Source organism: Taklimakanibacter lacteus, from assembly GCA_003576695.1.
Lineage (GTDB): Bacteria > Pseudomonadota > Alphaproteobacteria > Rhizobiales > Aestuariivirgaceae > Taklimakanibacter > Taklimakanibacter lacteus.
Window position 1 is genome coordinate 85626 of record QOZQ01000013.1, and the last position, 11967, is coordinate 97592.

The 11967-nt window shown below is 63.3% G+C and carries 12 protein-coding genes; 8 read left to right on the top strand and 4 right to left on the bottom strand.

Features of this window, described 5'->3' with window-relative positions:
* Nucleotides 1-340: 340 nt before the first annotated feature.
* A complete protein-coding gene (locus DT068_RS23680; protein WP_119392369.1) occupies nt 341-1921 on the bottom strand; it encodes a tetratricopeptide repeat-containing sulfotransferase family protein in 1581 nt (526 codons plus the stop codon).
* A 73-nt stretch (nt 1922-1994) separates the two neighbouring features.
* Between DT068_RS23680 and DT068_RS23685 the strand changes: the two genes are divergently transcribed.
* A complete protein-coding gene (locus tag DT068_RS23685; protein WP_368905115.1) occupies nt 1995-2609 on the top strand; it encodes a glutathione S-transferase family protein in 615 nt (204 codons plus the stop codon).
* Nucleotides 2610-2629: 20 nt separating this feature from the next.
* Nucleotides 2630-3256 (top strand): LysE family translocator, encoded by a 627-nt coding sequence (locus DT068_RS23690; protein ID WP_119392371.1) that lies wholly within the window; start codon nt 2630-2632, stop codon nt 3254-3256.
* Here the strand turns inward: DT068_RS23690 and DT068_RS23695 are convergent, their stop codons facing one another.
* Both DT068_RS23695 and DT068_RS23700 read right to left on the bottom strand, forming a co-directional pair.
* Nucleotides 3257-3871, bottom strand: a complete 615-nt coding sequence (locus DT068_RS23695) for a DUF1326 domain-containing protein (protein WP_119392372.1) — start codon at nt 3869-3871, stop codon at nt 3257-3259.
* A gap of 9 nt (nt 3872-3880) precedes the next feature.
* On the bottom strand, nt 3881-4627 hold the full coding sequence (locus DT068_RS23700) for a DUF2182 domain-containing protein (RefSeq protein ID WP_162914409.1): 747 nt from the start codon (nt 4625-4627) through the stop codon (nt 3881-3883).
* On the opposite strand from DT068_RS23700, the gene DT068_RS23705 reads away from it, so the two are divergent.
* From DT068_RS23705 to DT068_RS23715, 3 genes are all read left to right on the top strand, one after another.
* Nucleotides 4626-5873 carry an FAD-dependent monooxygenase gene (locus DT068_RS23705; RefSeq protein ID WP_162914410.1) on the top strand — a complete coding sequence of 416 codons (1248 nt, stop codon included), beginning with the start codon at nt 4626-4628 and terminating at the stop codon, nt 5871-5873. The genes DT068_RS23700 and DT068_RS23705 overlap by 2 nt on opposite strands.
* A 119-nt stretch (nt 5874-5992) precedes the next feature.
* The gene (locus DT068_RS23710; RefSeq protein ID WP_119392374.1) at nt 5993-6856 is read left to right on the top strand and encodes an amidohydrolase family protein; all 864 of its coding nucleotides are present in this window, start codon (nt 5993-5995) and stop codon (nt 6854-6856) included.
* Entirely contained in the window at nt 6853-8031 is a 1179-nt protein-coding gene (locus DT068_RS23715; RefSeq protein ID WP_162914411.1) for an alpha-hydroxy acid oxidase, read from the top strand. Before DT068_RS23710 ends, DT068_RS23715 begins: the two co-directional genes overlap by 4 nt.
* Here DT068_RS23715 and DT068_RS23720 read toward each other — a convergent pair.
* Nucleotides 8009-8962 carry an AEC family transporter gene (locus DT068_RS23720; RefSeq protein WP_162914412.1) on the bottom strand — a complete coding sequence of 318 codons (954 nt, stop codon included), beginning with the start codon at nt 8960-8962 and terminating at the stop codon, nt 8009-8011. The genes DT068_RS23715 and DT068_RS23720 overlap by 23 nt on opposite strands.
* A 101-nt stretch (nt 8963-9063) precedes the next feature.
* On the opposite strand from DT068_RS23720, the gene hspQ reads away from it, so the two are divergent.
* The 3 genes from hspQ to DT068_RS23735 all read left to right on the top strand — a co-directional run bounded on the left by hspQ (nt 9064) and on the right by DT068_RS23735 (nt 11939).
* Nucleotides 9064-9405: a heat shock protein HspQ gene (gene hspQ, locus DT068_RS23725; RefSeq protein ID WP_119392377.1), complete on the top strand. Its 342-nt coding sequence runs from the start codon at nt 9064-9066 to the stop codon at nt 9403-9405.
* A gap of 90 nt (nt 9406-9495) precedes the next feature.
* Nucleotides 9496-11289 carry an extracellular solute-binding protein gene (locus DT068_RS23730; protein WP_368905097.1) on the top strand — a complete coding sequence of 598 codons (1794 nt, stop codon included), beginning with the start codon at nt 9496-9498 and terminating at the stop codon, nt 11287-11289.
* The gene (locus DT068_RS23735; protein ID WP_119392378.1) at nt 11286-11939 is read left to right on the top strand and encodes a DsbA family oxidoreductase; all 654 of its coding nucleotides are present in this window, start codon (nt 11286-11288) and stop codon (nt 11937-11939) included. The genes DT068_RS23730 and DT068_RS23735 overlap by 4 nt, the downstream gene beginning before the upstream one ends.
* Nucleotides 11940-11967 lie beyond the last annotated feature (28 nt).

Below are 11967 nucleotides of genomic sequence, written 5' to 3' on the forward strand. Positions count from 1 at the left end.
TCTCGTGAAATTGGGAAATATCAGGCTGGAAGCTTTGTCACTCGTTCCTACAGGATTATAGACCTTGTCGGCCACGCGCTGATCCGAGGTCGTAAATTCCCTGCTCCGGCAGCGAAACGGACGCTAACTCATTGAACTTGCTCGAGGCGAATCTGATTTTTCTTTTTTCCCTGTAATTCCCTGCAAATCCCTGTATCCGGCCCTCTGACAAGGCCGCCGAGGCCGAGGAAACACTCCCTATGCTTGTCAATAAACCGGTCGTTTTTTCACCGGTGAACACGTGATGGCGACTCGACGTGAAGCCATCACGCCCTAGGCCCTTGACCCGGCCAGCCAGGATCTATTGAGCGAGGTCGCCGAGCGCGGCGACCAGAGGACCAAGCTGCGCCTCATAGCGCCGCCAGCGGCCGACCGAACTCTGATAGATCGGGTTGCGCACCTGGTTGCGGCTGAAGGTCCGCACGCCTGAGGTCCCTTCATGGAAGCTGAGACAGGCGGGATCCCAGTCCAGCCCGAGGAAATCGATAAGGCGCCGCGCCTCGGCCTCGAAATCCCGCGTCAGGCTCTCATAGTCGACATCGATGAACTTGACCGGCAGAACGCGCCGCCAATGCTCCATCAGCCGCGCATATTCGCGGTAATAGAGCCCGAGCGTCGTGAGATTGCGGCTATAGCCATGCTGGGCGTTGAGCGTGTTCTGGAAGCAGGACAGGCAGGTATCGACGGCATTGCGCCGCATATGGACGATGCGCGACTTGGGAAACAGCAGCGCGATCAACCCCAGCAGCTCGAAATTATGCGGCAGCTTGTCGACGACGCGGCGGGCATCCGGCGCGAAGAATCTGAGCAGGCGAATATATTGCTCGGCGAGCGCCGCTTTCTCTGCCGCCGGCTTGGCATCGAACTGGCGAATGAACTTCCCCGCATCGTCATGATAGCCAAGCCAGCGTCCGAACTTCCAGATGCGGTCCAGCTCCCCTGCTCCCGCCGCTTGCGGATGGCGGGCGATGATCTGCTCGACAAGCGTCGTTCCGGACCTCGGCATGCCCACGACAAAGACGGGAATGTCGCTGCTGCTGCCGACTTGCTGCGCGGCAAGGAGTTCCGGCGTGAAGGTCGCGATCACGCCGTCAACCCACGCCCGGTAGCGGGCGATGTCGAAGGGCACCGGGTCCGCCTCATTGGCCTTGATGAAATGCTCGAATGCCCCGCTGAAATCGCCATTCTGCTCGCGGATCTTGCCGGCGCCGTTGTGCAGGGCGCTCAATGCCCGCGGCGGCCGCGGCCCGGAGGAGAGCTTCGTCTCGATCTCGGCCAGCAAGGGTGAGGCGAGATCGTGCTTGTCATTGACGGCCAGCCGGTAGAGCGCCTGGTCGCCGATCTGGGGATGCTCGCGCAGCGCCAGGAAGATAGCGCTCGCCTCTTGCGAACGCCCGAGCATCTCGAAGGTCTTACCCAGCGCCCATTTGTAGTCGGAATTTTGCGGTTCGTTGCGGCATGCCTTTTCATGATAGGGCAAGGCCATCTCCGGCTTGCCGCCCTGGCGGTAGAACTCCCCCAGGAGCCATAAGGTCTTCGTAAGCCCGGGATTGATCTTGAGCGCCTTGCTGAGCGGCGCCTGGGCCAGCTCGATCACGCCGAGATCGAGATAGGCGCAGCCGAGATTGTTGAGATAGACGGCATTGTCCGGCTGCTTGCGAACGGCGTGCTCGAGAAATTTGACGGCGGCCCCGGCATTCTTTCGGCTGAGCAGCACGATGCCCAGGACATTATTGGCATCGGCGTGATCGGGCTGGCTTTGCTGGAGCTTGCGCGCCAGCGCTTCCGCCGCCCCGAAATCGCGACGGCCGACCAGCGCCAGGACTTCCTTCAGCTTCGCAATGGTCGGATCCGGGGCCTTGAAGATCGGCGATGTCGCCATGTCACAGAAACTCTCAGCTTGGGTCGAGGTGCCCTCTTAACATAAGCGCCGGAGCCACGGTAAGATGACGGCCATGAAACTTCATGGCGATACTCTTTCCCCATTTGTCCGCATGTGCCTGGTCACCGCCCACGAAGTGGGGCTGGGGACGAAAATCCAGCGTGATATATCAAGGGTGGATCCCACCACGGTCAATGCCGGCCTCGCGGCTGTGTCGCCGGTCGGCAAGGTGCCGGTGCTGGTCACCGACCATAACCACCCGCTCTATGATTCGCGCGTCATCATCGAATATCTCTGTCACGTCTCCGGCAACAAGACGCTCATTCCCGATGACGGGGTAAAGCGCTTTCGCGTCTTGACCCTGGCGGCGCTGGGTCAGGCCATTGCCGAAGCCGGCGTCGCCTGGCGCTATGAGACGGCGGTTCGACCGCAGGGCCTGCAATGGCGCGAATGGATGGACCGCCAGAGACTGAGGGTCGCCGCCGAATTCGACGACATCGAGAAGAACTGGATAAAGGACCTGGCCGAGGTGACGGCCGGCACGATCGCGGTCGCGGTTGCCCTGTCCTATATCGATTTCCGCATCCCCGACTGGCAATGGCGCACCGACCGGCCGAAGCTTCAGGCCTTCCATGACGCTTTCTCAGACCGTCCCTCCATGCAGGCGACAGCGCTGAAGGCGGCCTGAGCGAATCGAAAGGAACGGCAATGATCGATCCCGCAACATTGGTGACCTATGTCGCGATCGTGCTCGGCTTCGTGTTCATTCCGGGCCCTGCCACCCTCCTCACCATCGCCCGCGCGACGAGCTCGGGCACCAGGGTGGGCATTGCCACGGGTGCGGGGATCGCGGCGGGCGATGTCATCCACACCTTCATGGCGATTGTCGGCATCTCGGCCATCATCGCCGCCTCGGCCCTCATGTTCAGCATCATCAAATATGTGGGCGCCGCCTATCTCGTCTATCTCGGCATCCGTGCGATCCTTGAACGAGCGCCCGCGGACATCGTCATCCGCACCTTGCCCATCAGCGCGGGCACGGCCTTCCGGCAGGCCGTCCTCACCGAGATCCTCAACCCCAAGACGGCGCTCTTCTTCCTGGCCTTCCTTCCCCAGTTCGTGCATCCCGAGAACGGAATGGTCATGCTCCAGCTGACCATCCTCGGTCTCATCTTCGTGCTTCTGGGGCTGGTCAGCACCGTGGTCTTCGCGCTGGCCGCGGGCGGCCTCGGCAGCTTTCTGCGCCGCAACCCGCTGGTGCTCAAATGGCAAGGCAAGGTGGTCGGCGGCATCTATTGCGCCTTGGGCATCCGCCTCGCGCTGCAGGACCGGTGATCAGGGGCCCTTCCAATCGAGCGCGCAGATCTCGGCCGAGCGGCCTTTGAAATCCCAGTTGCGGCCATGGCCGCGGAACCGGCTCTTGAGCGCCTGCGCCACGATGATCTGCGGCCCGATCCAGTACTGGCTGTTCTCGATGACAGTCGGCTGGCCGGCCTGCTTGCCGGCGACAGGCGCGATCTCGCCCTCGATGATCTTGGGGATGGTGAAGCGCCTGACATCGCCCTCGACCTCATAGCGCACATCCTCCTGCCACACGCCGAGGAACCGGCCGACCAGGATGGAGAGAAGATGCGTCGTGCCGCCCGCCTGGCCCGTCATGATGCGGGTCAGCGCCTTGACCTGGTAGATATCCGCCTTGTTGTCGATATAGACCCCAGCACTCCAGTTGCCGCGGCTCATCTGGCCCGGGATCTCGATGATGAGGCCCATCGCGATCCCCGACAGGCTGACATCGCCGAACTTCCCGTCATCGATCCTGACCCCGCCCCAGGTCTGGCAATATCCTTCCGTAGGCGGATGTTTTCCGAGTGACAGGACGCAGGGGCAGAACACCGTGCAATTGCACGACAGCATCAACTCACCTTTGATATGCCACGGCTCACGCGCCATCGATTTCTCCTAGACAACAATCATGCAGATACCGGCGCCGATCAGGCCGGCGCCGAGCCCGTAGGACAGTGCTTTGGGCTGCGGCAGGGTTTTTTCGAGCACCATGAGCACGCCGACCGCGCCCATCCAGGCCACATTCATGAGGCCCGCGACGAAGCCCAGCATCATCAGGGCCCAGCAGCAGCCGAAGCAGTTCACGCCCTGCGCCACGCCCATGCGGAAAATGCCGCGGATGCGATCGGTCCAATGCGCCAGGAAGTAGGGCATCGGCATGTGGCACTTGCTGAGACAGGCCTGTTTCAGGCCGCTGAACTGGTAGACGCCAGCGCCGATGAGAACGAGGCCGGCGAGCCTTCCTTCCACAACCCCCGAATGACCCGAGGCGACGAGGCTCCATTGGGCGATGGCTGCCGTCATGGCGAAGGCGATCCACACCACGCCATAGCCTGCCGTCAGCACCAGGGGCGACACGATGGCCATGGATTTTTCTTTGGCGGCCTCGGCGATGTCGAGATAGGTCGATATCATGGGAAGCGCTGAAGGGATCATCATCGCCAGCGTCATGGCGAGCCACATGCCGGCGAATTCTGCGAAACCGGTGCCGCGCGACGGGCTGCACAGCGCGGCGATGAGACCCGCGACCGAGGCGCCCGCCGCCATCCAGAGATAGAGGCAGGACACCGCGATGATCACGCCAAGGCACAGCGCCATGAAAAGCCGTGGCCGGTCCGCCGATTGCCTCAGGATCAATTCCATGCCTGAAGCTACCGCGACACCGCTCGCTCTTGAAGCCCCTAAGGACAATCCGCATTGTGTCCTTATGTCTGATACCGATTTTGACGTGGCGGTCGTGGGGGCGGGTCCGGCGGGGCTGGTCGCTGCTTGCCTGGCCGCGGCCAGGGGATTTACAACCGCCATGATCACCGGGCCGCAAGCGGAACGACCCGATCCGCGCACTGTCGCCCTGATGATGCCCTCGCTCGCCGTATTGGCGGAGTGCGGCCTGTGGCCGGGCGCGCTCAAGGACATGACGGCGCCTTTGCGCAAGCTGCGCCTGATCGACGATACGGGATCGCTGATTTCCGCACCCGAGCTCACTTTCGCCGCGCGCGAGCTGGGGCTGGAGGCTTTCGGCTGGAACATCCCTCTGGTTGTGCTGAAGCCCGCGCTCGAAGCTCGGGCCGAAGCGCTCGGCGTCCGGTTTTTCCGCGACAGCGTGGCGGGCTTTGCGGTGCAAGGGGACAAGGCCACCCTCTCTCTTGGCAATGGCGCGTTGCTTTCCGCCAGGCTCGCTCTCGCCGCCGACGGGCGCAATTCCCTTCTGCGCCGCGCCATCGGCATAAACACCATTTCCTGGACTTACGACCAGAGCGCCATTGCGGTGAGCTTCGCGCATTCGCACCCCCATCGCGATGTCTCGTGCGAGTATCACAAGCCGGCCGGCCCCTTCACCACTGTTCCCTTGCCGGGACAACGCTCCTCCCTGGTCTGGATGGAGACCCCTGCCCGCGCCCAGGCCCTCATGACGCTGGATGATGCGAGCCTCGCTGCGGAAATCCAGGCATCAAGCCATGGCGAGCTTGGCCGCATCAGCGATGTGGGACCGCGCCAGTCCTTCCCGATGTCGGGCGCCCGCGCCGAGATCTTCGCCAGAGACCGGGTGATGCTGATCGGCGAGACCGCCCATGTCGTGCCGCCCATTGGCGCCCAGGGCCTGAACATGTCGCTGCGCGATGCGGCGGAGGCGATTGCCCTGGCTTCCGCCGCGCGCGAGGCCGGCGAGGATATCGCGTCGCCCAAGGTGCTGGGCGATTATGATCGCCGCCGGCAGCGCGATGTGCGCCCGCGCCAGACCATGATCGACCTGATGAACCGTTCGCTGCTGTCGGGCTTCCTACCGCTGGAAGCCGGCCGCGCGGCGGGCCTTGCGGCCCTTTCCTCTTTCGGCCCGCTGCGCCGCTTTGCGATGTCGGCGGGGCTTGGTCGCGCGGTGCAATCCTAGAGCATCGGGCCGAAAAGTGCGAAGCGGTTTTCGGATAACCCGATGCGCAAGCAAACCCGCGATCTTGTCCTCGCCTGCGCGTCCCACTAAGACTCAACGCAGGCCAAGGGAGGACACACGTGCCAGATTTTCCGATCATCGACAGCCATGTCCACCTGACCGATCCGAAGCGCCTCGGCTATGCCTGGACGAAGAACGCGCCTTCGCTTGGCCGCCAGGTCCTGCCCGCCGATTTCATCGCCGCCGCGGCGCCCGTGAAGATCGACCGCTTCGTCTTTGTCGAGGTCGATGTCGACTTTCCCCAGCATCTCGACGAAGCCGCCTGGATCTCCGGGCTCGCGCAAGCGGACAAACGGCTTGCCGGCATGGTCGCCTGCCTGCCGCTCGAGCGCGGCAAGGCGGTCGCGGGCGACCTCGACCGCCTGCGCCACCACAAGCCGCTGCGCGCCGTGCGTCGCCTCATCCAGAACCAGGGCGATCCCGATTTCTGCATCCGCCCCGATTTCATCGCCGGCCTGAAGCTGCTGGCGCCCCATGACATCGCTTTCGACATCTGCATCTTCCATCATCAGTTGCCGAATACGATCAAGATGGTTCGTCAGTGTCCGGAAGTTCGCTTCGTGCTCGATCACATAGGAAAGCCCGGCATCAAGGCCGGCCTCGTCGATCCCTGGCGCCAGCATCTGAAGGAGCTTGCCGCTCTGCCCAATGTCCATTGCAAGATATCGGGCGTCGCGACCGAAGCCGATCACCGGAACTGGACCCGTGAGCAGCTCAAGCCCTATATCGCTCATGCGATAGAGACCTTCGGCTTCGACCGCGTGATGTATGGCGGCGACTGGCATGTGCTGGAGCTTGCCGCCACCTATCCGCAATGGGTGGAGATCGTCGACTGGGTGGTCGATGGCGCGACACGGGAAGAGAAGCGCAAGCTCTTCCGCGACAACGCGGCCGACTTCTATCGTCTCGACCGTATCTCATGACGGCGCCGCAACCGGCATGGCAACGCCGCGCTTACAATATCGAAGCGTTGCGGTCGCTGGCGCGGGCCGCTTTGCCGAAGCCGATCTTCGATTTCGCCGATGGCGGTGCCGAGAAGGAATATACGCTCCGGCGCAATGAAGCGGCCTTCGATGGCATCGAATTGCTGCCCCGCCCCTTGTCCGGCCCGGCGGACCGCGACCTGTCGGTATCACTCTTCGGCAAGCCGTTGAGCCTTCCGATCCTGCTCGGCCCGACCGGCCTTGCCGGGCTGTTCTGGCCGGATGGCGAGGGTTGCCTGGCGCGCGCCGCGGGCAAGGCCGGCACCGGCTTCTGCCTGAGCCACGGCTCGGTGGTGCCGCTTGAGAAAGTGGCCGCCAGCGGGACCTCGCCCCGCTGGATGCAGGTCTTCATCTACAAGGACCGGGGCTTCACGCGCGAGCTTGCCGAGCGTGCCGCCAAGGCGGGTTATGACGCGCTGGTGCTGACGATCGACAACCAGCTCCTCGGCAACCGCGAGCGCGATATCCGCAACGGCTTCGCCATACCGCCGCGTTTCGGTGCCACAGGCATTGCCGGCATGGCGCTCAAAGCGCAGTGGCTGTGGCGCATGCGCCGCGAGATCCCCAACATCACCTTCGGCAACTATGTAAGGCCGAACGAGACCGCCGATATAAGCACCCTGGCCGGTCGCATGGGCTCGCTTCTCGATCCCGCAATGTCCTGGCGCGATGTCGACGAGTTGCGCCGGCTCTGGACCGGACCGCTGATCCTGAAGGGCATTCTCCATCCCGAGGAAGCGCGCCAGGCCCTGGACCATGGCATCGATGGCCTGATCGTCTCCAATCATGGCGGCCGCCAGCTCGATGGCGCGCCGGCGACGATCGATGTCCTGCCGCAGGTGGTTGCAGCCGTCGAAGGCCGGGTTCCCATTCTCATCGACGGCGGCATCCGGCGCGGCAGCGACGTCGTCAAGGCGTTGGCCCTGGGCGCAAAGGCCTGTCTCGTCGGGAGGCCGGTTCTATGGGCCCTTGCGGTCGCTGGCGAAGCCGGCGTTGTGCATATGCTTGATATCTACCGGCGTGAGATCGACCGCGTGATGGGGCTGTGCGGCGAGGCGCGCGTCGACGGTATCGCGAAGGATCTGCTGTTTTCTAGATCCAGCCGGCCTGGATGACATAGATCAGGATTGGAATGGTAACCGCCGATATCATGGTCGTGACCAAGACCGCGGTCGAAGAGCCTTCGATATAGGCCTTGTACTGGCTCGCCAGGAGGAACGCGTTGGATGCCGTCGGGAGCGCCGCCATCATCAGCGCGACGTCGCGCCACAAGGGATCGAGGCCGGGCACGAAGAGGCTGAGCGCGGCAAAAGCGAGCATCGGCTGGATGACGGTCTTCATGCCGGCGACCAGCGGCATTTCCCGCCCGATGCCGCCGAACTGGCGGGCCCCCACCGTGACGCCGAGCGCGAACAGCGCCACCGGTCCCGCCGAATTCATCAGCATGGTGAGGATGGCGCCGAGCGCGCCCGGCGCCTTGAAGTGGAAGGCCGACGCGATGCCGCCCAGGATGGTCGCGACAATGAAGGGATGGCCGAGCACCTGCTTCACGATGCTGAGCGCGATCTCGCCCCAATGGGCATCCTCGTTGCGCTCATGGCCAAGCGTCGCGAGGAAGGCCGTCAGCGTGAATTGCAGCGTGCAGTCGAAGCAGAAGACGAGCGCCGCAGGGACGGCCGCCTCCGGCCCGAAGAAGGCCACCGCAAGGGGCAGGCCCATATAGCCGACATTGCCATAGCTGCCGGCCGTGCCCTGCAATACCGCCACCTTGAACGCCACGCCGAGGAGCCGCCAGGAAATGAGAAAGACGAACATGAAGGCCGTCGCCGTCGCCGATGTCGTCGCGGCAACATACGGCCAGTCGATGAGCTTCTCGAACGGCGCCGCCGCCACCACCAGGAAGATCAGGGCCGGCAGCGCGAACCAGATGAGAAAGATGTTGAGCCAGGCAAGCCCCTGGTCGCTGACCGACCAGATGCGGGCGGCGGCGACGCCAAGCGCCACGAGACCGAAGAACGGCAAGGCAAGATCGAGAATTTCAGCCAAATGCACCCCCTGAGGCCCCAGTCTATGGGATGGAATTCCCTTTTCAACAAGCGGCTTACTGCCCTCTTGCCTTCCGGGCAAAGGCTTGTCATCAAGATGGCATGACGGGCGAAATTCCTCTGGCAAAGTTCCGCATCGGGCAAGTGGTCAAGCACCGTTTGTTCCCGTTCCGCGGCGTGATTTTCGACGTCGATCCCGTCTTCAACAACACCGAGGAATGGTGGCTTTCCATCCCGGAAGACATCCGGCCGCGCAAGGACCAGCCCTTCTATCATCTCTTCGCCGAGAATGACGAAAGCGAGTATGTGGCCTATGTTTCCGAGCAGAATCTGCTCGACGACGCCACCGGCGAGCCGGTGCGCCACCCACAGATCCGCGAATTCTTCGAAGGCTTCGACAGCAAGAAGAGCCTTTACCGGCTGCGCGGCGGACGCAGACATTAAAATCGCTGCCGGCCATTATTTAGGGCGGTTTCCCACCACAATCCCCAATCTCTGCGCTCAATCCGGGACGAATCGCTTGGACCTCGACAAGTGACCAAGATCTGGCTTTCCGGCCTCCTGCTGGCGATCCCATTGCTCTTTGGCGTCGCGCCGGCAGCGGCCGAGCCGCGCCATGGCCTCGCCATGCAGGGCGAGCCTGCCCTGCCGGCCGACTATGACCATTTGCCCTATGCCAATCCCTTGGCCCCGCAAGGCGGCATCCTGCGCCAGGCGATCACCGGCAGTTTCGACAGCGTCAATCCCTTCATCGTGAAGGGTCAGAAGGCGGCGAACGTAAACACCTATGTCTTCGAAAGCATGATGACCCGCAATTACGGCGAGGCCTTCAGCGTCTACGGCCTGCTCGCGCAAAGCATCGATGTGAGCGAGGACCGCAAGCGGATGACTTTCGTGCTCAGGCCTGAGGCGCGTTTCTCCGATGGCACGCCCGTCACCTCGGCCGATGTCGTCTTCTCGCTGGCGACGCTGCGCGACCACGGCCTGCCCCGCTTCAAGAGCTATTATTCCAAGATCAGCCGCATCGAAACCCCGGATGCCCGCACCATCGTCATGACGCAGGATGAAGGCGACCGTGAGCTGCCGCTGATCATGGGCCTCATGCCGATCCTGCCGAAGCATTATTGGGAGAAGCGCAATTTCGAGGAATCGACGCTCGATCCCATCATGGGCTCAGGCCCCTACCTCCTCGCCGAGATCAGGCCCGGCGAGCGCGTTTCCTTCCGGAAGAATCCCGATTACTGGGGCAGGAACGTGCCGCTCAATCGCGGCCTGTGGAATTTCGATGAAGTGCGCATCGACTATTTCCGCGACAACAACTCGGCCTTCGAAGCCTTCAAGAAGGGCCTTGCCGATATCAGGATCGAGACCGATCCCGGCCGCTGGTCGCAAGCCTATGACTTCCCGGCGGCCACCGACGGACGGCTCATCCGCGAAAGCCTGGAGCAGCGCACCCCGGCTCCCGCCACGGGCCTTGCCTTCAATACGCGCAAGAACCTGTTCGCCGATCCGCGCGTGCGCCGCGCACTCGTCGAGGCCTTCGACTTCGAGTGGCTGAACGAGAACCTGTTCTTCAATCTCTACCGCCGCACCCAGGGCTATTATTCGGGCTCCGAGCTGTCCTATCTGGGCCACAAGGCGGATGAACGCGAGCTTGCCTTGCTGGGCGCCGATGCGGCGCGCATCGATCCCGCCATTCTCGCCGGAACCTACGAATTGCCCAAGACCGATGGCACCGGCCGCGACCGCAAGATGTTGCGCCAGGCCGTTTCGCTGCTCAATGCGGCCGGCTGGCAGATCCGCGACGGGGCGCTGGTCAATCAGGCGACGGGAGAGCCTTTCGCCTTCACCCTCTCCTGCCTTTCCAAGGAACAGGAGAAGGTGGCGCTTCACTATCAGCGGGCGCTGCGCCAGATCGGCATCCAGGTGAGCATCAGGACCGTCGATTCGGCCCAGTTCCAGCGCATGCTCGACACCTATGATTTCGATATGATTCCGGTGATGTGGTACAATTCGTTGTCGCCGGGCAATGAGCAGGATTTCTATTTCGGCAGCGCCGGACGCGAGACCGAGGGCACGCGCAACTATCCGGGCATCGCCGATCCCGCAGTCGACCGCATGATCCAGGCGCTTCTTGCCGCAAGGACACGCGAGGATTTCGTCGCCGCGGTCCACGCCCTCGACCGGCTCCTGGTCAATGGCTTCTATCTCGTGCCCTTCTATAACTCGGGCAGCCAATGGCTGGCGCGCTGGAGGACCATCGGCCGCCCCGATGCCGTGCCTCTTTCGGGGTTCGATGGCGCCGCGCTATGGTATGCAGGACCATGACCACCGAAACCAATGCGCCCCTCACCATCGACATCGTCTCCGATGTCGTCTGCCCCTGGTGCTATGTCGGCAAGAAGCGCCTGGAGGCGGCGCTGCGTGAGTTGCCCGAGCAGAAGGTCGCCATCTTCTGGCGGCCGTTCCAGCTCGACCCGACCATCCCGAAGGAAGGCATCCCCCGCCGCACCTATCTCGAGCGCAAATTCGGCGGGCCGGAGAAGATCGCGCAGCTGCATGCGCCCCTGATCGAGATCGGCAAGGCCGAAGGCATTCCTTTCGCCTTCGACAAGATCACTCGTTCGCCCAACACACTCGATGCGCATCGGCTCATCCGCTGGGCGCACGAGGCCGGACGGCAGTCCGAGATGGTGAGCCGCCTCTTCGCCCTCTATTTCACCGAGGGCGGCGATATCGGCAACAAGGAGGTGCTGCTCAAGGCCGCGACCGAAGCCGGGCTCGACGGCGCACTCGTCGCCCAACTCCTCGCGACCGAGGCCGATCTCGATCCGGTGATTGCCGAGATCAACGGCGCCGCCAAGATGGGCATCTCCGGCGTGCCCACCTTCATTTTCGCAAGCCGCTTCGCGATCTCGGGCGCCCATCCCGCCGAGACACTCAAAAAAGCGATCCAGCAGTCTTTAACGGCCCGTTAACCATAGAGGCGCAGGCTGAGTCGAGGCA